The 20,911-nt window shown below is 58.5% G+C and carries 20 protein-coding genes and 1 riboswitch; of the genes, 10 read left to right on the top strand and 10 right to left on the bottom strand.

All coding sequences use genetic code 11. The features are described from left to right. The first annotated feature begins 48 nt into the window (after window positions 1-48). Entirely contained in the window at window positions 49-636 is a 588-nt protein-coding gene (locus FHW04_RS09650; protein ID WP_089561892.1) for a LysE family translocator, read from the top strand. Here FHW04_RS09650 and FHW04_RS09645 read toward each other — a convergent pair. The 3 genes from FHW04_RS09645 to FHW04_RS09635 form a co-directional block, all read right to left on the bottom strand. Next, window positions 633-3,017 (bottom strand): phosphoketolase family protein, encoded by a 2,385-nt coding sequence (locus tag FHW04_RS09645; RefSeq protein WP_089561891.1) that lies wholly within the window; start codon window positions 3,015-3,017, stop codon window positions 633-635. The two genes, FHW04_RS09650 and FHW04_RS09645, sit on opposite strands and share 4 nt — an antisense overlap. A gap of 124 nt (window positions 3,018-3,141) precedes the next feature. After that, window positions 3,142-4,755 (bottom strand): malate dehydrogenase (quinone), encoded by a 1,614-nt coding sequence (mqo, locus tag FHW04_RS09640; RefSeq protein ID WP_089561890.1) that lies wholly within the window; start codon window positions 4,753-4,755, stop codon window positions 3,142-3,144. 508 nt (window positions 4,756-5,263) lie between these two features. Beyond that, the gene (locus tag FHW04_RS09635) at window positions 5,264-5,719 is read right to left on the bottom strand and encodes a carboxymuconolactone decarboxylase family protein (RefSeq protein WP_031377049.1); all 456 of its coding nucleotides are present in this window, start codon (window positions 5,717-5,719) and stop codon (window positions 5,264-5,266) included. A 59-nt stretch (window positions 5,720-5,778) separates the two neighbouring features. Between FHW04_RS09635 and FHW04_RS09630 the strand changes: the two genes are divergently transcribed. Next, a complete protein-coding gene (locus FHW04_RS09630) occupies window positions 5,779-7,218 on the top strand; it encodes a PLP-dependent aminotransferase family protein (RefSeq protein ID WP_031377048.1) in 1,440 nt (479 codons plus the stop codon). A gap of 1 nt (window position 7,219) precedes the next feature. On the opposite strand, the gene FHW04_RS09625 is transcribed toward FHW04_RS09630, so the two are convergent. Next, on the bottom strand, window positions 7,220-7,462 hold the full coding sequence (locus FHW04_RS09625) for a DUF1158 domain-containing protein (protein ID WP_031377047.1): 243 nt from the start codon (window positions 7,460-7,462) through the stop codon (window positions 7,220-7,222). Between the two features lie 317 nt (window positions 7,463-7,779). Here FHW04_RS09625 and mntP point away from each other — a divergent pair, with 317 nt between their 5' ends. The 5 genes from mntP (at window position 7,780) to FHW04_RS09600 (ending at window position 12,101) form a co-directional block, all read left to right on the top strand. Beyond that, complete coding sequence (gene mntP, locus FHW04_RS09620) at window positions 7,780-8,355, top strand: manganese efflux pump MntP (RefSeq protein WP_031377046.1); 576 nt, start codon at window positions 7,780-7,782, stop codon at window positions 8,353-8,355. A 119-nt stretch (window positions 8,356-8,474) separates the two neighbouring features. Next, window positions 8,475-8,552 carry a stress response protein AzuC gene (gene azuC / locus FHW04_RS09615; RefSeq protein WP_122983632.1) on the top strand — a complete coding sequence of 26 codons (78 nt, stop codon included), beginning with the start codon at window positions 8,475-8,477 and terminating at the stop codon, window positions 8,550-8,552. 311 nt (window positions 8,553-8,863) lie between these two features. Beyond that, window positions 8,864-9,700 (top strand): fumarylacetoacetate hydrolase family protein, encoded by an 837-nt coding sequence (locus FHW04_RS09610; protein ID WP_089561900.1) that lies wholly within the window; start codon window positions 8,864-8,866, stop codon window positions 9,698-9,700. 105 nt (window positions 9,701-9,805) lie between these two features. Beyond that, entirely contained in the window at window positions 9,806-10,717 is a 912-nt protein-coding gene (locus FHW04_RS09605; protein ID WP_069729074.1) for an alpha/beta fold hydrolase, read from the top strand. Continuing rightward, window positions 10,710-12,101, top strand: a complete 1,392-nt coding sequence (locus tag FHW04_RS09600) for a hypothetical protein (RefSeq protein WP_069729075.1) — start codon at window positions 10,710-10,712, stop codon at window positions 12,099-12,101. The genes FHW04_RS09605 and FHW04_RS09600 overlap by 8 nt, the downstream gene beginning before the upstream one ends. Window positions 12,102-12,122: 21 nt before the next feature. On the opposite strand, the gene FHW04_RS09595 is transcribed toward FHW04_RS09600, so the two are convergent. Both FHW04_RS09595 and FHW04_RS09590 read right to left on the bottom strand, forming a co-directional pair. Next, window positions 12,123-13,475 (bottom strand): MFS transporter, encoded by a 1,353-nt coding sequence (locus FHW04_RS09595; protein ID WP_031377152.1) that lies wholly within the window; start codon window positions 13,473-13,475, stop codon window positions 12,123-12,125. 170 nt (window positions 13,476-13,645) lie between these two features. After that, complete coding sequence (locus tag FHW04_RS09590) at window positions 13,646-14,548, bottom strand: GntR family transcriptional regulator (protein WP_031377153.1); 903 nt, start codon at window positions 14,546-14,548, stop codon at window positions 13,646-13,648. 138 nt (window positions 14,549-14,686) lie between these two features. Here FHW04_RS09590 and FHW04_RS09585 point away from each other — a divergent pair, with 138 nt between their 5' ends. Beyond that, window positions 14,687-15,715, top strand: a complete 1,029-nt coding sequence (locus FHW04_RS09585; protein WP_089561889.1) for a zinc-binding alcohol dehydrogenase family protein — start codon at window positions 14,687-14,689, stop codon at window positions 15,713-15,715. Here FHW04_RS09585 and FHW04_RS09580 read toward each other — a convergent pair. Beyond that, on the bottom strand, window positions 15,700-16,641 hold the full coding sequence (locus FHW04_RS09580) for a nucleoside hydrolase (RefSeq protein ID WP_089561888.1): 942 nt from the start codon (window positions 16,639-16,641) through the stop codon (window positions 15,700-15,702). The genes FHW04_RS09585 and FHW04_RS09580 overlap by 16 nt on opposite strands. Before the next feature lie 127 nt (window positions 16,642-16,768). After that, window positions 16,769-16,844, top strand: a riboswitch (Fluoride riboswitch). 92 nt (window positions 16,845-16,936) lie between these two features. Between FHW04_RS09580 and crcB the strand changes: the two genes are divergently transcribed. Then, a complete protein-coding gene (gene crcB, locus FHW04_RS09575; RefSeq protein WP_031377156.1) occupies window positions 16,937-17,314 on the top strand; it encodes a fluoride efflux transporter CrcB in 378 nt (125 codons plus the stop codon). Window positions 17,315-17,453: 139 nt separating this feature from the next. Continuing rightward, entirely contained in the window at window positions 17,454-18,269 is an 816-nt protein-coding gene (locus tag FHW04_RS09570; protein WP_089561887.1) for a sugar phosphate isomerase/epimerase family protein, read from the top strand. Window positions 18,270-18,272: 3 nt separating this feature from the next. On the opposite strand, the gene FHW04_RS09565 is transcribed toward FHW04_RS09570, so the two are convergent. From FHW04_RS09565 to FHW04_RS09555, 3 genes are all read right to left on the bottom strand, one after another. Further along, entirely contained in the window at window positions 18,273-18,878 is a 606-nt protein-coding gene (locus FHW04_RS09565; protein ID WP_089561886.1) for an alpha/beta hydrolase, read from the bottom strand. Between the two features lie 22 nt (window positions 18,879-18,900). Further along, window positions 18,901-19,842, bottom strand: a complete 942-nt coding sequence (locus FHW04_RS09560; RefSeq protein ID WP_031377158.1) for a glutathione S-transferase family protein — start codon at window positions 19,840-19,842, stop codon at window positions 18,901-18,903. A 99-nt stretch (window positions 19,843-19,941) separates the two neighbouring features. Continuing rightward, window positions 19,942-20,841 (bottom strand): LysR family transcriptional regulator, encoded by a 900-nt coding sequence (locus FHW04_RS09555; RefSeq protein WP_089561885.1) that lies wholly within the window; start codon window positions 20,839-20,841, stop codon window positions 19,942-19,944. Window positions 20,842-20,911: the final 70 nt, after the last annotated feature.

The following is a 20,911-nucleotide window of genomic DNA, read 5'->3' as shown; positions in this document are numbered from 1 at the left end:
CTTTTCACGCCGTAGCATGAAGCTCTGTTGATAATCAGGAGTGCCATCATGCTTGATCCCTCTTTTTTCAGTTACGTGACCGTTATGTCCATTACGCCTGGCCCGAATAACCTGCTGCTGGCGACTTCAGGCGTCAATTTCGGCATGCGCCGCACGCTGCCGATGGTGTTTGGCATTCTGGTGGGTTGCGCGCTGCAAACGGTGATCGCCGGGGTCGCGCTGGAGGTATTACTGCACTGGATGGCGGCGATTCGCCTGCCGCTGACGCTGGCAGGCTGTGCCTATCTGTTGTGGCTGTCGTGGAAGATTTTTCGGGCTGCGGCACCTGAAGCGCGCAGCAAACCGCAGCCAATGACGTTACTGGGCGGCGCCTGTTTCCAGGCGATCAATCCCAAAGCCTGGCTGATGGCGACCAATGTGGCGTTGTTGTACAGCGCCAGCAGCGGCGTGCTGACGGTGATGCTCGGCTTTATGCTGCTGAATCTGCCCTGCATTTTGATCTGGGCTGCGCTCGGCGATCGCCTGCGCAGCCATCTGCAAATTGCCTGGAAGCGTCAGCTCTTTAACAGCCTGATGGCGCTGTCGCTGGTGGCGACCACCGTCTGGATGCTGACGGACGCATTGCAGGCCATTTAATCCGGTGCGCCGGGTGCCGTTGCCGAAGGCCATTTCCAGTTCTGCACCTCCGGCACATCTTCACCGTGTTCACGCACATAGCGATGATGTTCAGCGATGCGCTCCTGCAGATCGTCCAGCAGTTCAGGATGCGCATCGGCCAGCCCCGGCACGCGCAGGATCGCCTCCTGCGCCAGATGATAACGGTCAAGCTCATTCAGCACCGTCATATCAAAAGGCGTGGTGGTGGTTCCCTCTTCAATAAAGCCGCGCACATGGAAGTTACGGTGGTTATTGCGCTGATACGTCAGCCGATGCACCAGCGTCGGGTAGCCGTGGAAGGCAAAAATCACCGGTTTATCCACGGTAAACAACGCATCAAACTCCGGGTCTGACTTGCCATGCGGATGTTGATCCTGGGTCTGCAGCGCCATTAAATCGACCACGTTGACTACCCGGATTCGCAGCTCGGGCAGATAGTCACGCAGCAGGTCGACCGCCGCCAGCGTCTCCATGGTTGGCACATCGCCGGCACAGGCCATCACCACATCCGGTTCGGCATCATCCGGCGTGGTACCGGCCCAGCGCCACTCTCCCATACCCGCTTCGCAATGGCGAATGGCGCTCGCCATATCCAGCCACTGTGGCGCGGGCTGCTTACCGGCCACAATCACGTTGATCCGATCCCAGGTACGCAGGCAGTGATCGCCAACCCATAACAGCGTATTGGCATCGGGCGGCAGGTAGATGCGTACGATATCGGCTTTTTTGTTGGCAACATGATCGATAAAGCCTGGGTCCTGATGGCTGTAACCATTGTGATCCTGACGCCAGACGTGAGAAGAGAGCAGGTAGTTGAGCGATGAGACCGGTTTACGCCAGCCCAGTTTGCGCGTCACTTTGAGCCACTTGGCATGCTGGTTAAACATCGAATCGACGATATGAATAAAGGCTTCATAGCAGTTGAACAGGCCGTGACGGCCGGTCAGCAGATAGCCCTCCAGCCAGCCCTGACACTGGTGCTCGCTCAGGATCTCCATCACCCGGCCATCACGCGCCAGCTGCTCATCGTAAGGTTCTATTGCTTCCAGCCAGGTGCGGCTGGTGGCGTCAAACACCGGCGTCAGGCGGTTAGAGGCGGTTTCGTCCGGGCCAAACAGGCGGAAGTTATCGAGGTTACGCTCAAACAGGACCCGCAGGTAGCGGCCGAGCTGCTCGGTGGCCTGCGCCATCTGCGAGCCCGGCTCGCCGGTATCGAAGGCAAATTCGGCAATGTCCGGTGTATCCAGCTCGCGACGCAGCAGGCCGCCGTTGGCATATGGAGAGGCGCCCATGCGCTTATCGCCCTGCGGAGCCAGCGCCTGCAGCTCCGGTTTCAGCCGTCCCTGCTCGTCAAACAGATCGTCAGGCTGATAGCTTCGCATCCAGGCTTCGAGAATCTGACGATGGCCTTCATCCTCACGGCAGGCCGCGACCGGCACCTGATGCGCCCGCCAGAAACCTTCCACTTTTTTGCCATCCACGGTTTTGGGGCCGGTCCAGCCTTTCGGGCTGCGCAGCACAATCATTGGCCAGCGCGGTACGCCGCTGCTGGCTTTGCCAGTGCGCGCCTGCTGCTGGAAGGCGGCAATTTTACTGAAAGCGTTATCCAGTGCTTCCGCCATCAGTGGGTGCATTTTTTCAGGCTGATCGCCGCTGACGAACAGCGGCTCATAGCCGTAACCGCTGAACAACTGGCGCAGGTCTTCATCACTGCTGCGGCCGAGGATGGTCGGATTGGCAATCTTGTAACCGTTGAGATGCAGAATCGGCAGCACCGCACCGTCCCGCGCAGGATTGAGGAATTTAATACCGTGCCAGCTGGAGGCCAGCGGTCCGGTTTCCGCTTCGCCGTCGCCAATCACGCACGGCACAATCAGTTCCGGATGATCAAACGCTGCGCCAAACGCATGCGCCAGCGAGTAGCCCAGTTCGCCGCCTTCATTAATGGAGCCGGGCGTTTCCGGTGCCGCGTGGCTGGGAATACCGCCTGGAAAGGAGAACTGCTTAAACAGGCGTTGCATACCCGCTGCATCCTGACTGACATGCGGATAAATTTCGCTGTAGCTGCCTTCCAGCCAGGTATTGGCGACCATGCCGGGACCACCATGACCCGGTCCGCAGACATAGATCAGATTCAGATCGCGCTGGCGAATAATCCGGTTGAGGTGAGCATAAATAAAATTCAGACCGGGCGTGGTGCCCCAGTGACCCAGCAGGCGGGGTTTGATGTGCTCTGGTTTCAGCGGTTCGCGCAGCAGTGGATTGTCCATCAGGTAAATCTGCCCGACAGACAAATAGTTAGCCGCGCGCCAGTAGCGGTCAAGAAGCTCGAATTCCGGTGCAACGTTGGGTTGAGACATGCCGTTTCCTTCTGAAAGTTCAGCTAAAACATCTCTTAACCCTAATAGAGAATAGCGCAGTCAACCAGGCGAGCGGCAAACAAAAAGGCCCCACAGCGGGGGCCTTGAGAGAGCAGGGACTGAATTACTTACCGACAACAAAGGCGGTTTCGCGCCCTTCATCGTTGGCAGCCATCGGCGTTACCGGGGTGTAATCGAGCTGCAGAATACGGCTGGTTTCCGCCAGCACCTTCTCGGTCAGCGCCACGTCACCGTTCAGCTTGCGTCCCCATGACGGAATAACGGCGCGGATTTTATTCTGCCATTCTGGCGATGCCATCTGCTCAGGGTAGACCTTGTGCAGCAGCTCCAGCATGATCGGCGCAGCCGTTGAGGCTCCTGGCGAAGCACCCAGCAGCGCCGAAATCGAGCCATCCTGCGAGGCAACCACTTCGGTGCCAAGACGCAGTACCGCGCCCTCTTTCTCATCTTTTTTGATGATCTGCACGCGCTGACCGGCGGTGACTAAACGCCAGTCTTCCTGCTTCGCCTGTGGCACATAGGCGCGCAGGGCATCCATCCGATCGCGATCGCTTTGCAGCACCTGATCCATCAGATATTTCACCAGATCAAAGCTTTTCAGCCCCACTTTAACCATCGGCAGCATATTGCTGCTGTTCAGCGAGGTGAACATATCCAGCAATGAACCCTGCTTCAGGAACTTGGTGGAGAAGGTGGCAAACGGCCCGAACAGCAGCACCTGCTTGCCATCCAGCACGCGGGTATCGACATGCGGTACCGACATCGGCGGTGCGCCGACGCTGGCTTTGCCGTAGACCTTGGCCATGTGCTGCGCCACCACCTGCGGATTTTCAGTCACCAGGAATGAGCCGCCTACCGGGAAACCGGCATAGCCGTTGGCTTCCGGTACGCCGGCTTTCTGCAACAGCGGCAGCGCCGCGCCGCCAGCACCGATAAAGATATTTCTGGCGGTCAGCGTGCGGCGGGTGCCGCTCGCCAGACACTGCAGCGTAACCTGCCAGCGACCATCGCTCAGGCGAGTCAGTTCACGCACTTCCTGACGCAGACGCAGGCGGAAATTGGCCTTCTTCTGTAAGGAGGCGATCAGCTGGCGCGTCACTTCACCGAAATTGACGTCGGTTCCCATTTCGGTCCAGGTGGCCGCCACTTTCTGACTGCGATCACGGCCTTTCATCACCAGCGGGATCCAGCCAGCAATCTGCTGCGGATCTTCGGAGTAGGCCATGCCACGGAACAGAGTGCTTTTCTGCAGCGCCTGGAAGCGTTTGCGCAGGAACTCGACATTGTCGTCGCCCCAGACAAAACTCATGTGCGGCGTGCTGTGGATAAAGCTTTTTGGAATGCGCAGGTTGCCCTTCTGCACCTGTGAGGCCCAGAACTGACGGGAAATCATGAACGATTCGTTGATCGTCACCGCTTTAGAGATGTCGATGCTGCCATCGGCACGCTGTGGCGTATAGTTCAGCTCGGCCAGCGCGGCATGGCCGGTGCCTGCATTGTTCCAGCCATTGGATGACTCTTCTGCCACGCTGTCCAGCCGCTCTACCATTTCGATAGACCAGTCCGGTTCCAGATCCTGCAGCCATGCGCCCAGGGTGGCGCTCATCACGCCCGCGCCAATCAGCAACACGTCAACGTCTTTGCGCTCCTGCGCGGTAGTGGTGTCCTTTGCCATGGCGCTCATCGCGAGCGCAAGGTTTACTGCTGAATTGCACATGAGGCGACATCTCCTCTTCTGTTGACCTGAAGCTCAACAGTTTTGCAGGCGAAATAGTCACGCTTCTTTCGAGCGCGTTGCGCTATTTCTCAAAGGTTAAGACTCAGGTATAGGTTAAAGCGGTGATAACGGGTTAACTGCACGTTATGCTTTGTCATGCGAATATAACATTCTCGCATCTGAATTAAACATTTGTTTATTTTTTAAATGCAGAAATGATTCAGCATAAGAATTAATCATGGCGGCAGAGGCAGTATAAGTGATTTTTTATTGAGAACTCAGTAGCTTAAGAGAGTTGGTTGTTGCAGGAACGCGCCATCATGGTGCAGCGCCCGCTGAGTGGGTTACAGAGAGGAATTATTTAATTCACTGAATTTCAGGCAGTTATCGGTGAGTAAGGAATAGTCTAAAAGTGCATCAGCGCCGGTTTCAGGCGGTCAGTGTAAAAATAATGTTACATTTTTGTGAGGATGAAATGCGCGCGCCACGGCGCACGCATCGGACTGCCTCACTGACCTGACACAGACGCCGGTAGCTTTTTCAGACTGATTGCCATGCGGTTGTAGGTGTTCATCAGACCGATGGCGATATTCAAATCGACAATCTCTTTGTCGCTAAAGCAGGCCTGCAGTGCGGCATAATCCTCATCGGGTGCGCCCGCGCTGGCGATCAGCGTCAGGCACTCTGCCCAGCGCAGGGCCGCCTTCTCGCGATCGCTGAATAAATTCCCCGATTCATTCCACACCGCGGTCAGCACAATTTTATCCCAGCTCACATTGGCTTTATGCAATGCTTTGCTGTGCATGTCGATGCAGTAGGCGCAGCCGTTAATTTGCGAGATGCGCAGGAACACCAGTTCCAACAGGGGTAACGGCAAATCGGTTTGTGTCAGATAGTGGTAAACACCGCCGAGCGCTTTCATCCCGGCTGGGGCGACTTGATTAAAATCGATACGTTCACTCATTTTTTTGCCTCATTGATGTGGGTTGAGGCAATTGTCGGCTTTTCCATGGAACAGCAAAAGTGCCAAAAAATGACGATTTAATGGGCCCATCGCTTTTCGCCACGCTGACGCTTAAACGCGGCCAGGCGCGGGGTCTGAGCGAGCAGCTGCGGCAGCAGATTGAACAGGCGATCATCGACCAGCGCTTGCCACCCGGCGCACGGCTTCCTTCCTGCCGTGATTTAGCGGCCCAGCTCGGCGTCGCTCGCGGTACGGTGCGCGCCAGCTATGACATGCTGGTGGATCGCCAGTTTTTGCATACCCGGGGCGCGGCCGGTACCTTTGTGAATCCACTGCCGGTGCTGAGCGAAGCCGCTGGCGCCCAGGCTGTGGTGCCGCTGTCACTGCGTGAGGGCGGAGAGGATTACGACTCGCCGCCCCTGACGTTCCAGATGGGCATCCCCGCCAGCGATAGCTTTCCGGCCAAAGTCTGGCTGCGCATCCTGCAACGTCAGACGCGGGCACTGGTCGGGAAACCGGCCAGTTACCCCGATCCGCGCGGCACGCCGGCACTGCGTCAGGCACTGGTAGCCTGGCTGGCGGTCGCGCGCGGGGTGCGCTGTCATGCCGATCAAATTTTTATCACCAATGGCTATGCCGGAGCGATGGGGCTGATTGGCCTGGCAATGGATTTTCAGGGGAAGCAGGCCTGGCTGGAAGATCCGGGCTTTATGGTCGCCCGGCAGGCGGTAGAAACCCTGCGGGTAAGGCCGGTTGCGGTGCCAGTCGATGCCGAAGGTCTGCAGGTTGAGGAAGGTCTGGCGCGGGCACCGGATGCGGCGTTTGCGCTGGTCACGCCGGGCCAGCAAGCCCCGCTCGGCGTCACTCTGTCGCCGGCACGCCGCCATGCGTTGCTTAACTGGGCCAGCCATCAACAGCGCTGGATCATTGAGGATGATTATCTGGGCGAACTGCAGCCTGGTCACCGGGCTGCACCGGCGCTGGCGGCGCTCGACAGCGAGGGACGGGTGCTGCATATCGGTACGTTCAGCAAATCGCTGACGCCGCGATTGCGGCTTGGCTTTATTGTGGTCCCGCCCGCCCTGGTCTCGCGTTTTGCGGAAGTTTGTGCGCTGTTAGCACCGGCCTCGTCGGGATTGCTTCATGATGCGGTGGCCGTTTTCCTGCGGGAAGGGCACTTCATGCGGCATCTGCGGCGCATGAAGCGGGTCTACCACGAACGACTGGAGCAGATGATGGCCGCTCTGCAACCCCATTTCCCCGAGGTGCAACGTGCCGGGCTGGCGGTGATTGTCAGGTTGCCGGCCGGTACGCCGGATCAGCTGATTGCGCAGCAAGCATTGGCCTATGGCATGGCCCCGTCACCGCTGTCGATCTGGTATCAGCGCGACGAACAACGCTGTGCCGGACTGCTGCTCGGTGCGGCTCAGTTACCGCGTGATGGCTATGCGCGCAGTGCAGCACGTCTGAAAGCGCTGGTCGATGCGCAGACTGCCTGACTCAGCTCCTGAACCAGCGGCGCCAGACGAAGCGAATCACAAAAAACTCCACCGTGCCCAGCAGTAAAAACCAGATGCAGAACACCACGGTGTAGAGCTGGTTAAGATCCTGCAAATGCAGCATCTGCTGCAGATGCTGTGCCACCGACAGGCTAAAAGCTGGCGCAGGCAGCAGCAGGGCAGAGAGAAACCCCAACAGCAAAATGCCGCCAGGCACGATTAAAGATTCAAAAGGGTTATTCATAACTGGCATCCCGTAATAATAAGCCAGGCATTTTCCGGCAATCAGCGCTGGGGTTCAATCAGGGAATGCAGACGCAGTGGCCAGACAAGCCGATTATCGTTGCGGAAAACTGTCAGAAAATGCTTTACCACCATCGACTTAGCGCGAAACATAGCGAATGATAAAAGTTATAGCCTTTGCTATACTTAAATCCATGATTTTACTGTCTTTTTATCTCTGCGGTTGCGTGGTAGACTGCGCGCACTTTTTCATTACTGAACACTTTGTGTGGTGAATACAGCGTGAATTGCCGCTTTTTCGCCCCAGGTGAATAAATCATGACCTTTATTGCCACCTTAATTCTTGCACTGGGTATGTCGATGGACGCGTTTGCTGCTGCACTGGGCAAAGGTGCCACCTTGCATCGTCCGGGTTTTAAAGAAGCGCTGCGCACCGGTCTGATTTTTGGCTCAATCGAAGCCTTAACGCCGCTGATTGGCTGGGCGCTTGGCCTGGCCGCCAGTCGTTACATCATGGCGTGGGACCACTGGATCGCCTTTATCCTGCTGGCGTTTTTAGGCGGCCGCATGATGATGGAAGGTTTCCGGCAAACCGCCGTCGCAGAACCCTGTGAAGCGCCGCAGAGCCATGGCTTTATGGTACTGGCCACTACCGCTGTGGCGACCAGCCTTGATGCGCTGGCGGTCGGTGTGGGTCTGGCCTTCTTGCAGGTCAACATTATTACCACCGCGCTGACCATTGGGGCCGCCACCACCGTCATGGCCACCACCGGCGTGCTGGTGGGCCGCTTTATTGGTCCGGTACTCGGCAAATGGGCGGAAGTGCTGGGCGGTCTGGTGTTGATTGCCGTCGGCGCGACCATTCTGCTGCAACATCTCGGTCAGGCCGCTTAACGGTTTTTTGCGCAAAATAAACTCAATTTTGTGATCTGGTTCAAAATTTATTGCCGAAAAAACGCGCTGAAGTTATACTTTTCGCGTATTTCTTCAACTAATTTTGCATCAGGTGTCACATGAAACGCATTTTTAACTACGTGTTCCGCGCTTACGTCGAAACCTTCAAACACGTACCGCCGGGTGCGATGTACTAAGCACGCCGCAGAAAACCCTCGATAATCGCGGTCAGGGATCGACCGATGATTATCACTTTTTCTTCTGTTCCACCGCCCGCGCTTTACCCCATTCACCGCCTCGTTTCCGCCCGCAATTTGCCGTCAACAGCGATCGCTGACGCCACAGAAAATCCTTTTTGCTGATCATTCCAGCGCTTATTACGCTGCTGAATGATCAGCAGCAGATCCGATGAGCATAACTGTGTACGCTTTTGCCGATGACTTTTGTTACCCTGCGCGCCTCTTTTCTCAGTAAAAATCTGAAAATTCGCGATTACAACGGGGCAGCAATGCAGCTTTGCAGTTTCTCTCTTCCTGACCAGGACAAAAAAAGTTTCGGTATCGTGCGCGAGCACGGCGTGGTGGATCTCGGTTTACGCTTCGGTGCAGCCTGCGCCGATTTAAAAACCTTTCTGAGCCGCTCATCGCTGGCCGATCTCCATGCTTTTCACACCATGCCAATCGACTATCCGTTTAGCGCCATCCGCTTTCTGCCGGTGATTGAGAATCCTGGCAAGGTGTTTTGCGTCGGGATGAACTACGCCGATAAACGAAAAGAGTTTGCCGAGACGCTCGATGCGCCGACCCTGTTTGTGCGTTTCGCCGACTCGCTCACCGGCCATGACCAGCCGCTGCAAAAGCCCGCTATCACTCAGGAGTTCGACTTTGAAGGCGAACTGGCGGTGATCATCGGCAAAGCGGCCCATCAGGTCAGCGCTGCCAACGCGCTGGAGGCGGTGGCGGGTTACAGCTGCTTTATGGATGCGACCGTGCGCGACATGCAGTTTACCTGGTTTACCGCCGGCAAAAACTGGCCGCAGACCGGCGGATTCGGACCCTGGATGACCACTGCGGATGTCATCCCCGATCCGCAGCAGCTGGCGATCAAAACCTGGTTAAACGGGCGGGAAGTGCAGAACGATACCACCGGCAGCATGGTGCATCCGGTAGCAAAAATTATTGAATACATCTCGGCCTTCAGCCCGCTGTCGCCCGGCGATGTGATCATCACCGGTTCGCCGGGTGGCGTCGGTAAAAAACGCACACCGCCGCTGTTTATGTTCTCCGGCGATGTGGTTGAAGTAGAAATTGAGCAGATTGGGCGTCTGCGCAATGTGATTGCGTAACCCCTCTCGCCGCGAAGCGCAATTTGTCACACCGTTAATCTGATAACCCGCCTGCTGCGAAATCCCGTCCTACACTGAGTTATCCCCCCGAAACAGGAGCAGCGGATGATCCAGAAGCATCGACGAAAACAGGCGGCCATCGTGGCAGGCGTTGGGTTAGGTGTGGCGGCCACACTGTGGGGCATGAAACGCTGGCAGCAGCTGAAGCAGACGCCGCCGGTGTCGCCGCGCAGTCACCACGCCGGGCTGGCCGGTTATTATCAGCAGATTGGCGACTGGCGGATGTTTACCCGCGTCACACCGAATGAGAGCCAGGGGTTGCCGGTGGTGCTGGTTCACGGTCTGGTGATGTCCGGCCGGGCGATGGAACCGCTGGCGCTGGCATTAAGCCGCGATTATCACGTGCTGGTGCCTGACCTGCCGGGTTTCGGGGCCAGTGCGCTGCCGGCCTCGGCGCCGGTGATGTCGGTGGATCAGCTGGCCGACGCGCTGTGGCTGTGGCTGCAGCACAACGGATTCCAGCGCGCCATCTGGGTGGGCAACTCGTTTGGCTGCCAGATTCTGGCGGCGCTGGCGGTAAAATATCCGCAGGCGGTGGCGGGACTGGTGCTGCAGGGGCCGACGGTCGATCGTCACGCCCGCAGCCTGCCGCGTCAGCTCTGGCGCGACTGGCGTAACGGTCGTCTGGAAGCACGTCGTCCGCCGGGACCGCTGGCGCGCATTGATTACGCCAAAGCCGGTCTGCGGCGCGCCTTCGGCACCATGCGTGCCATGATGCGTGACCATATCGAACATCGCCTGACGTACATTAGCGCGCCAACCCTGCTTTTGCGCGGCTCGCGCGACCCGGTGTGTCCGGCGCGCTGGCTGGATGAACTCGCCGCCCTGATGCCGCACAGCGAAACCCTCACGCTGCGCGACGGGACGCACACCCTGCATTATGTCTATCCGTGGAGTTTCTGTAGCGCCATCCGCCCGTTCCTGGCGCGTATCCAGCAGGAGGATCAGCATGAGTAAACCACCGAAAGGGATTGCCCGTTTCGACTCTGCCGCGGCGATGCTGCTGGCGCTGGCCAATGCGCTGCACGATCGGCCCTTCGCCAGCCCCAGTCAGTCACCGACGCTGGATCGTCTGCTGCCGTCGCTTAACCGCTTGCCGACCGGACTCCGCGAGTGGGGCTACGCGCTGGGCGGCATGGCAGAAGGCATCACGCTGCGTCAGGCCGGTGAGCTGGATGTAGAAGGGATCGCCGAATGGATGGTGAGTGAATACCCGCAGCAGGACTATCCGGCGGCCTTTATCGGCTCCTCGAACGGTGCGCTGATACATCTGGCGGCGGCGATGGGCGTGCCCTGGCTGCCCCAGACTTTCCTCTGCCCGGTGCGGGCCGCCAATAACGATCCGGATGATGCGCAGGCGAGCTTTGAGCAGGGCAAGGAGATTGCCGCCGCGCTGCTGGCTGCCTGGCCACGGCTGGCGGTGCATCACATGCAGGACCCGAATCAGGATCGGCTGATGCTCGATCAGATGCGCTACTTCCGGCTGAAACTGCGCGCGCTGCCGCTGGCGTTCAACGAATTCCTGATGGGCAGCCTGCCGGCCGGATCAACGCTGTTTATCAATCACTGTACCCGACAGTGGCCGGTGACCCGCACCAGCGATCGCTCGTTCTTTCAGTTTGGCGCGCTCGGCGGCGCAACCGAAAAAGAGTACTTACAGGGCGGTCCGCGGGTGGCGGAATACCTGGCGCGCTACGGCATTGATCGCGAACGCTGGACCCCGCCTGCCATTACCGATCATGTGCCGGAAGCGGAATGGGGACTGGATGGTTATCTGATCTCGCCGCTGAAAAAACTGGCGGAGGCTCAGGGCCTGAAGCTGATGGAGATTCGTTATGAAGATCCGGAAGCGATGAGTTATGTGGTGGCGGAGATCTACCGCGACTGGTATCTGGCCGCCGGCATTTTACCGACCCGCCTGACGGTGGACAGTTTTCTGCTGATGGACCCCTGGTGCAGCATGCAGCAGCACGCTATCCCGTTCTGGCTGGTGTTCTGCACCGAGCCCTCTGCTGCGGCACTGCAGCGTTTCCTTGAGAAACAGCCACCGTTCCGCAACATCGACATGATGCTGTTTTCGCACGGCACCGACAGCATCGGGCTGGCGGAGATTGCGCGCTGGCAGGCGCTACTGGCGTATGCCCGGGAGGAGGGTGCATTGATTGGCGTGGATGAGGAGCGCTTCCCGCGCGATTTCGCCACTTTCGCCCGCTTTGACTCGGCATTACGGGAACGGGCGCCGCTGTTACCGCCGCCGCCGCCGCTGAGTGTGGAGAAGGTAATCACCGGCATCCAGCGTTATGGCGCGAAACATGGAGTCACCCTGACGGCGCTGACGTAACGCCTGCGCCGTCAGGCGGGATTACTCGCCGTCGGTGATCGGTTTGCGCACCAGCAGCAGGTAAGCCAGTGCGCCAACCAGCGTCACGCAGGCACAAATCATCAGCGCCATGCTGAACGATTTGGTGGTGTCGAGCACCCAACCGGTGATCACTGGCGCGAAGGAGGCGAAGATAAAGCTGGCGAAGTTCTGGATACTGCCGACCGATGCGGTCATGCGGGCCGTCACATTGGCGTGAATCAGGCCCCAGCATGAGGTGCCGGCGAAGTGAATGCAGAACAGCGCCATGCCAATCAGGGTAACGGCACTGGTGGTATCGGTGGCGCGGGTCACCACGGCGGTAAAGCCGGCGGACAGCAGCATACCGCTGACGATGCAGACCTTGCGGGTTTTTACCGCGTTAAAGCCACGACGCACCAGCGAATCGACCACATAGCCATTCAGCAACATCCCCGCCGCACCAAACAGGAACGGAATCGCCGCCAGCAGGCCGGTGCTCTTCAGATCCAGATGATAGGTCGACTGCAGATAACCCGGCAGCCAGGCGATATAGAGCCACGCGGTATAGTTAATGCCGCTGAAGCCAATCATCATGCCCCACATGGTGCGCTGCTTAAACAGGCCGCGCCACTCTTTGAAGCTGATCGGCTCTTTACGCGAGGCGACGCTGCCCGCCTGCAGATAGTGGATCTCTTCAGCGCTCAGGGTGTTGTTATCGCGATCGCGGTAAACCATGTACCAGCCAATGGCGAGAAACATCCCGAGGATACCAATAGTGACAAACATGCCGCGCCAGCCCATCACCAGCATCATGGCAGCCAGAATCGGTGGCGCTACTGACAGGCCAATCATTGAGGCGGCATTAAACATCCCCATCGGCATGCCGCGATCTTTGATATTGAACCAGTCGTTGATCACTTTAACGCCGCACGGGTTCATCGGCGCTTCACCAATGCCGAGGCCGATACGCACCAGGATGAACTGGGTGAAGTTATGTACCAGACCCGATGCCGCCTGAAACAGCGACCAGATAAACATGCCGATGCCGAGCATAATACGCGGCCCTTTACGATCCAGCAGCGCGCCACACGGCAGCTGCGCCAGGCCGTAGGCCAGAGAAAACGCGGAGAGCAGGAAGCCGATTTCGGTGGCGCTCAGACCCATCTCCTCGCGGATGGTCATGTTAGCCACCGACAGCGAACTGCGGTCGAGGTAGTTAATAATGGCGGCGAACAGCAGCAACAGCATGGCTGTCACCTGAATTTTGCGGATGCGCGGTGAGCGGACGATATCGCCGCGCATTGGAACGTAATCCTGGCCTGGCGCCGCTCCGCCGGACACGTTGTCGTGGCCGGTCACTGATGTCTTTTCCATTGCACTCTCCCGAAGGTGGGTAGTTATCGTTATGGTGAAGAGGGGGGTTCGCGCAGCGGCAAGTGGCCGCCATGACGTTGCAGTCGAGACTAAGAGCAAAGGAGAAGAGATGTTGCAAAGATGTTTCTGAATCGTGCGGGAGCTAATGCTTTGTGGTTTTTAATCGGTTTTTAATTGTACTGACCAATCGAGCGCACCATCGAGGTTTTAGCCGTCGCCAGATGGTTATGTAATGCACAAAGCGCATCGACATCCTGTCGGCCAATCAGCGCGGTCAGAATCGCCATATGCTCCTCCAGCGCCACAATATTTCGTTGCTTCAGATCGCTCTCATCCCACTGATAATGTGAGTGAAATATCACAGAGATGATCTCCAGCGACTGGTTGAAAAACGGATTATTGGCGGCGGATAAAATCAGTGAATGCATCTGCCGATCCAGGGCGGCAAAGTGGCGGTAGTTGCTGGCGATGGTGTCACGCATCGATCGGTGACGATCCAGCAGATCCCGCGCCTGTACCCAGCGTTCATCGCTGGCTGGCAGATTTAAAAAACGGCTCAGCGCGTGGGTTTCCAGCATTTCCCGCAGCTCAAACAGCTTCTCCGCGTAATCCTGGCTGAATTTCTTCATCCGCCACTGGCCCCGTTTGACCGGCTCCAGCAGATCGTATCGCATAAAACGCAGCAGAAACTCCCGCACCACTACCGGACTGACTTTGACCTGCTGAGCCAGTTGCAGCTCGCTGAAGGTGTCGCCAGGCACCAGCTGGCGCTGGTTAATCATGTTAAAAAACACCTGTTCGAAGTGGCTGGCCTGCTGCTCAATCGGCGGCGTTAGCGCACTGAACCCGTCGTCTTCGCACGGATCGCGCACGATCACCCAGGTTTGATCGACCTTTTCCAGCACGCCCCGCTGATGCAGATAGTGCAGGGTGTGACGTACCGTGGTGCGGCTGATATTGAACATCTCAGCCAGCGCCGCCTGCGGAGGCAGAGGCGACAGAATATGGCGCTGGGCGATGCTTTCCAGCATCTGGTTAATCACGTTGTGACGTAAATTCTGACTGCGGCTCATCCCGTCCTCCGGTTTTTTACGCATTAAAAACCATTCAAAGCCCAAAAAAATCGTCGTGCTTCACACTTCCCGCCATCGAATCCCGCGCCGCAGGCAGGATTCGCCATAACTGCCTGCAGGACAACCCGGAGAATCACCATGACAACAATGAAAGCACTGGTCATCGCCGAGCCACGTAAGATGGTCTGGGCCACGCGCGAACAACCAACACCCGGCGCCGGTGAAGCGCTGATTAAAATCCTCACCGCCGGAATCTGTGGCACCGATATTCACGCCTGGTCCGGCAACCAGCCGTTCTTCAGCTATCCGCGGGTGCTGGGCCATGAACTCTGTGCTGAAGTGGTGGCGCTGGGCAGCGGCGCGAGCGGCGTTGAACCGGGTCAGCGGGTCGCGTTGATGCCCTACATCTCCTGCCTGCGCTGCGACGCCTGTCAGAGCGGCAAGACCAACTGCTGCGAGCAGATTTCAGTGATTGGCGTCCATCAGGATGGCGGTTTCTGCGACTACCTGAGCGTACCGGTCAGCACGCTGCTGGTGGTTGATGATGTCGCGCCGGAGGCGGCCGCGCTGATTGAACCGTTCGCCATCAGTGCCCATGCGGTCAGACGTGCCGCTATCGTGGCCGGTGAGCAGGTATTAGTGGTCGGCGCGGGTCCGATCGGCCTGGGCGTGGCGGCAATTGCGGCTGCCAGTGGCGCTGAGGTGGTGGTAGCCGATACCAGCGCGTTCCGTCGCCAGCACGTGGCTGACCAGCTCGGCCTGGCAGCGCTCAATCCGGCGGAAGAGGATTTTTACACTGCGCTACGCGAGCAGTTTGGCGGGCGTCTGGCGCTCAAAGTGATCGACGCCACCGGCAGCCCGGCGGCGATGAACAACGCGGTGAACCTGATGCGTCATGGCGGCACCATCGTTTATGTCGGACTGCATAAAGGCGATCTGGTGATCCCGGACAGCGAATTCCACAAAAAAGAGACCACCCTGATGGGCAGCCGCAACGCCACCCGTGAAGATTTTGATCGGGTACGTGAGTTAATGGCCAGCGGCGCACTGCGGGCTGAAATGATGCTTAATCGCCATCTCGACTTTTCAACGCTGGCGGATACCTTTGAGTCGCAGGTGATCAACAACCGCGAACTGATCAAAGGCGTGATTCATTTCGATCGCTGATTGCTGTGCAGCAGCGTCAGGGTCTGAAAGAAGTGTGACCTTACCGCACCGGCATCTACCGCCAGTGCGATGCGCTGAGACGGCAGACCATCAAACGGATCGTGGCGCGAAGCCAGCGCGCTCAGCTTACGCACCGTCTGGCCGCAGGCGATCCCCTCGGTGATCACCCGCAGCGGGCTTTCCGTTAAGGTGAAGGCCGCCGGCAGACTGAGCCACGCCAGCGCCAGCGTGTCGTGCAGCGCCATGCCGGCAAAGCCCTCTTTCGCCAGGCTATAAGCAAGATAGGGCCGGCAGATGGCGCTCAGAACCGGCTGGTTAAGCCGCTGAACGTCATCGCCGGTGATTAGCACCTGGTGGGTGACATCCAGCGGTATCACCACCACCTTCAGCGCCGACGTCAGCACCTGATCGGCGGCGTACGGATCTTTCCAGATGTTGAATTCACTGAACGGCGTCACGTTGCCGCTATGACCGCCGGTACCGAATGCGCCGCCCATGATCACCAGCTCTTTAACCAGCGGAATAATGTCCGGTGCCTGATTAATGGCGCTGGCGATGTTGGTCAGCGGGCCAATCGCCACCAGGGTGATCTGCTGCGGATGGGCCCGCACGCTGTCGATAATGAACTGCACCGCACTGGGCGCTGCGTCGCTGAACGGGTTATCAAACGCATCGCCCAGCCCATCTTCGCCGTGCAGCGTGGCGGGCGCACTCGTACGCTGCGCCAGCGGCCGGGAACAGCCGCGATAAACGTCCGCCTCAATCGCCATTTTCTGGCAGAACAGCCGGGCATTTTTCACCGCCTGGCCCACCGCCACGTTGCCAAAAACGGTAGTGATGCCCAGCAGCCGCTGAGTTCGTGCCGCGTAGGCCAGCGCAAACGCATCGTCGACGCCAATGTCAGTATCAATAATCAGGGTACGCATAGACTCTCCGGGTCGCTGCCTTCAACGCTCAGCATTACCCTGACCGCCGCGCCGTCGTCAAGGTTTTCAGCGGCAACCGCTGCGGTGGCCACTCAGTTGCCAGCCGGAGAGTCGCATCGTATTATCCTTCGCTTAAGGTGATGGCGTGCCACCTTCCCCAACCGCCGGCGGGCTTTACCCCGGCTGATGACGCCTGACACTCGGTGTATCCTTTCGCGGGAGCTGAGGTGTCAGGCGCGGTTTATCTCTGCCTCTCCCCTCAGCCCGGCGTGAAATCTGCAATCAGGAGCAAGACATGTTGAAACCGTTGTTCGCCGTCATGATTGGCGGCTCTGCTGGCTGTGTGCTGCGGTGGCTGTTCGCGGTACGTTTCAATGCTTTATTTCCCAACCTGCCGCCCGGCACGCTGCTGGTTAATCTGATCGGCGGGTTGATCATTGGCGCGGCGATGGCCTGGTTTGTCCGCCATCCGGAAATTGACCCGGCGTGGAAGCTATTGATCATCACCGGCCTGTGCGGCGGGCTGACCACCTTCTCCTCGTTTACGGCAGAATTAATGGTATTGCTACAATCAGGTAAGTACCTCTGGGCGATGGCCAGTGCGCTGGTGCATGTCATCGGCTCGCTGCTGATGGCGTTTGCCGGTTTCGCACTGATGACGCTGCTGGCCTGACGGACCGTGAATTGCGGCATGCCATAACACTTAAGAGGTAGATACTGTTTTAGCTGCGATGTTTCCCAGGCCGCAAGGTGTGCGGCGTTGCAGCTGATTATTCTTCACCGATTATTCCGGACGATTAAGGAGCAGAGAGATGAGTCGTAATCCAACATTCCTTAACCTGGTGTTGTTAAACGGTGAGCCCGAAGAGAAGCTACAGGCGGCGCATAATGCCGGTTTTGACCAGGTCGAAATCTGGCGTGAGGACGTGGAGGCCTGCGACGGCGGTGCCGCGGCGCTGGCCCGGATTGCCGCTCAGCAGGGACCCGGCTTTACCAATCTGCAGGTGCTGCGTGATTTCACCGGCGCGCCCAGCGCGTTGCGCGGGCAGAAGCGCGAAGAGCTGCGTCAGTTTATCCACATTGCCCAGGCGCTGGGGTGTGACACCATTCAGGCTCCGGCCAGTACCCGTGAGGATTGCTGCGCCGATCAGATTGATGATGACCTGCGCTGGATGGCGTCGGAAGCCGCGCGCTACAACATGCGCATCATGTATGAGCCGATGGCGTGGTGCAGCGTGGATAACACCCTGCCGCTGGCGTGGCAGCGATTACAGCGTCTCGATCAGCCCAACATCGGGCTGGTGGTCGATCTGTTCCATATCTGTGCGCTGGGCGGCGACGCTTCACAGCTGGATGGCATTCCTGCCGAGCGGATTTACGAGGTGCAACTGTGTGATATGGCTGCCGTTCCGCCGCAGGATAAGCAGAGTCTGATCGACATCGCGCGTCATCAGCGCCTGCTACCCGGTGACGGCATTATCGACATCGGACGCTTTGTGGATAAGCTGAAAAGTGCCGGTTATCAGGGTCCGGTTGGCATTGAAGTGTTTAATGATACGCTGAAACGCCTGCCGCCTGAGGTGGCTGCCCGGCAGGCGTGGCAGGCATTAAGCCGCTACTGGTCGTAGTGTTTAATCCTGCAGGCATTGCCCGATAAACGCGGCGGCATGCAGAGCGCCCTGTGCTGAAATGGTGTGGCCGGTCGCTGGCTCAAACAGGGTTTCAACCGGCACTGCCGCCTGTTTCAGCCGCGCAGCCGCGGATTCGCTCTCCTGCCACGGGATCACCTCATCGGCATGGCCGTGGATCAGCATGGCCGGCAGATGAGGCTGCGGCGTCAGCTCGCCGTCAAACGCCAGACGCCCTGAAAATGCCACCACGCCCGCCAGCGGATAACGGCCGGATGCCAGCGCATCCAGCGCCATAATCGACCCCTGCGAAAAGCCCACCAGCACCACCTCGTGCCAGCGTTCGGCGAAGCCGTGCTGGCTGATAATGTTGCTGAGAGTGGCGTCAAACGCTGCCCGCGCCGCCCGTACCCGCGCCGGACGGTTCTCTGGCGTAACGCCGGCCAGGCTGAACCACTGATAGCCAAAACCGCCATCAAACGCTGCAGGCGCATCCGGCGATGCAAACACCACATCCGGTAATAAGGCCGCCCAGTGACGCCCAATCGGTGCCAGATCGTCGCCGTTACTGCCGACGCCATGCAGAAATATCACCAGTGCTTTTGCCATTGCTGTTCCTTAAAAAGGGGCTTTATAAACCGTACTCGCTTAGATCCGGGCCTGCCGGAACAATTCCGTTCGGGTTCAGCGCCGAAATCGAGTAATAACCCTGTTTGATGTGTTCAATGTTGACGGTCTCACGGATGCCGGAGACTGACAGCATGCTTTTCAGATAGCGATTGAGCAACGGGTAATCGCGCACCCGGCGCAGGTTGCATTTGAACAGGCCATGGTAGGCCACGTCAAAGCGAATCAGGGTGACGAACAGCCGGATATCGCTTTCAGTCAAACGTTCACCGAGCAGGAAGGTGCGGCCATCACTGAGCATCAACTCCAGTTCGTCAAGCTGGCTGAACACCTCGCTGAACGCCTGCTGGTAGCTGTTCGCGGTGGTGGCGAAGCCGGCGCGGTACACGCCATTGTTAAGCCGGGGATAGAGACTGGCATTGAGCGCATCAATCTCTGCACGCAGCGCGGCGGGATAGAGATCGAGACGGTTGTCCGCCAGATCGCCGAAGCCGCTGTTAAACATCCGCACGATGTCAGCCGACTCGTTATTAACGATGGTGGCGGTTTTCTTGTCCCACAGCACCGGAACGGTGGCCCGGCCGGTAAAATCGGGCGCGGCGCGGGTGTAAATCTGATGCAGATAGTGCGCCCCGTCCAGCAGATCGCGGTCAGCAGCGGTCGCCTCACCGAAACGCCAGCCCTGCGCGCCGAGCTGCGGCTCGACCACCGTCACGCTAATCAGCGATTCCAGTCCTTTGAGTTTACGGGCGATCAGCGCGCGCGAGGCCCACGGACAGATCAGCGCCACATAGAGATGATAGCGGTCCGGTTCCGCAGCAAATTCCGTTGAACCATCGTGGCTGATCCAGTGCCGGAAACCGGCATCCTGACGGACAAAGCCGCCTTGTTTATCGGTAGCCTGCACCGGATGCCAGTCACCACTCCATTTCCCCGCTACTAACATGATGCCACTCCTCTGTTGATCTGAGCAGTAGCTTAACTGATGACAGAATGAGTGATAATCCAGCCAAAAAGACAATCATTTATTCCATTATGGACGGAATCAATCTGGCGGAACCTCGCTGAAATGGGTGGCGAGAAAGTCAATCAGCAGGCGCGCCCGGTGCGCCAGATGGCGGGCTGGCGGATAGACAGCAAACAGGCCGAGGGGCGGAATATCAAAGTTCTCCAGCAATCGGACGATCTCACCGCGCCGCAGCGCGGGCGCGGCGATGAACCCCGGCAGTCGCGCAATGCCCAGCCCGGCAATCGCCGCCTGCAAACAGGCTTCGGTATTGGCGAAGCGCAGGCGGCCCTGAATCGGGATGCTGACCATCTCGCCGCTGCCATCGGCAAACGGCCAGTGCAGCGGATCGCGAAAGTTGGTGTCGATAATGCACTGATGCTGGCGGATATCCTGCCAGTGCTGCGGTTTACCGAACTGCTCAAGATAAACCGGTGACGCGGCGATGCGCACATGGACCTCGCCCATCTTACGTGCCACCAGGCTGCTGTCGCTTAAGTTGCCGATGCGAATCGCCAGATCAAATCCCTCATCGACGATGTTCACCGCACGATCGGAAAAGCTGACGTCGAGTTCAATCAGCGGATAGCGCCGGGCGAACGCCACCAGCACCGGCGACAACACGGCGGTGCCGAAAGAGCCGGGTGCGCTGATCTTCAGCCGGCCGGTGGGCGTATTGGCGCTTTCGCGCACGCTGGCATCCAGTGCATCAAAGGCATCCAGCAGGTTTTTTACCCGCTCGTAATAGCTGCGCCCGACGTCGGTTGGCGACAGGGCGCGGGTGCTGCGTTTAAACAGCTGAACCCCAAGCTGTTGTTCCAGCTTCGATACCCGCTTGGAGGCCTGGCTGCTGCTGGTGCCCAGCCGTAACGCCGCCGCCGAAAAACTGCCGGTTTCCAGCACCGTGACAAACATCCGGTCACACTCGAGTCGATCCATGGCGATTCCAGTCAGGAGGCAAAATCGCAGTATAGGGCGTGCGGGCAGGCTGTGCAGCCTTCACATTGCG

This window comes from Pantoea sp. AN62 (assembly GCF_050432985.1).
Taxonomy (GTDB): Bacteria; Pseudomonadota; Gammaproteobacteria; order Enterobacterales; family Enterobacteriaceae; genus Pantoea; species Pantoea brenneri.
The sequence above is the reverse complement of the archived record's forward strand: the minus strand, read 5'-3'. Positions and strand labels throughout refer to the sequence as shown.

Excerpts from the sequence above, each read along its gene's own strand:
- FHW04_RS09650 (WP_089561892.1), top strand. The coding sequence starts at position 49 with ATGCTTGATCCCTCTTTTTTCAGTTACGTGACCGTTATGTCCATTACG.
- FHW04_RS09645 (WP_089561891.1), bottom strand. The coding sequence starts at position 3,017 with ATGTCTCAACCCAACGTTGCACCGGAATTCGAGCTTCTTGACCGCTAC.
- mqo (WP_089561890.1), bottom strand. The coding sequence starts at position 4,755 with ATGTGCAATTCAGCAGTAAACCTTGCGCTCGCGATGAGCGCCATGGCA.
- FHW04_RS09635 (WP_031377049.1), bottom strand. The coding sequence starts at position 5,719 with ATGAGTGAACGTATCGATTTTAATCAAGTCGCCCCAGCCGGGATGAAA.
- FHW04_RS09625 (WP_031377047.1), bottom strand. The coding sequence starts at position 7,462 with ATGAATAACCCTTTTGAATCTTTAATCGTGCCTGGCGGCATTTTGCTG.
- mntP (WP_031377046.1), top strand. The coding sequence starts at position 7,780 with ATGACCTTTATTGCCACCTTAATTCTTGCACTGGGTATGTCGATGGAC.
- azuC (WP_122983632.1), top strand. The coding sequence starts at position 8,475 with ATGAAACGCATTTTTAACTACGTGTTCCGCGCTTACGTCGAAACCTTC.
- FHW04_RS09610 (WP_089561900.1), top strand. The coding sequence starts at position 8,864 with ATGCAGCTTTGCAGTTTCTCTCTTCCTGACCAGGACAAAAAAAGTTTC.
- FHW04_RS09605 (WP_069729074.1), top strand. The coding sequence starts at position 9,806 with ATGATCCAGAAGCATCGACGAAAACAGGCGGCCATCGTGGCAGGCGTT.
- FHW04_RS09600 (WP_069729075.1), top strand. The coding sequence starts at position 10,710 with ATGAGTAAACCACCGAAAGGGATTGCCCGTTTCGACTCTGCCGCGGCG.
- FHW04_RS09595 (WP_031377152.1), bottom strand. The coding sequence starts at position 13,475 with ATGGAAAAGACATCAGTGACCGGCCACGACAACGTGTCCGGCGGAGCG.
- FHW04_RS09590 (WP_031377153.1), bottom strand. The coding sequence starts at position 14,548 with ATGAGCCGCAGTCAGAATTTACGTCACAACGTGATTAACCAGATGCTG.
- FHW04_RS09585 (WP_089561889.1), top strand. The coding sequence starts at position 14,687 with ATGACAACAATGAAAGCACTGGTCATCGCCGAGCCACGTAAGATGGTC.
- FHW04_RS09580 (WP_089561888.1), bottom strand. The coding sequence starts at position 16,641 with ATGCGTACCCTGATTATTGATACTGACATTGGCGTCGACGATGCGTTT.
- crcB (WP_031377156.1), top strand. The coding sequence starts at position 16,937 with ATGTTGAAACCGTTGTTCGCCGTCATGATTGGCGGCTCTGCTGGCTGT.
- FHW04_RS09570 (WP_089561887.1), top strand. The coding sequence starts at position 17,454 with ATGAGTCGTAATCCAACATTCCTTAACCTGGTGTTGTTAAACGGTGAG.
- FHW04_RS09565 (WP_089561886.1), bottom strand. The coding sequence starts at position 18,878 with ATGGCAAAAGCACTGGTGATATTTCTGCATGGCGTCGGCAGTAACGGC.
- FHW04_RS09560 (WP_031377158.1), bottom strand. The coding sequence starts at position 19,842 with ATGTTAGTAGCGGGGAAATGGAGTGGTGACTGGCATCCGGTGCAGGCT.
- FHW04_RS09555 (WP_089561885.1), bottom strand. The coding sequence starts at position 20,841 with ATGGATCGACTCGAGTGTGACCGGATGTTTGTCACGGTGCTGGAAACC.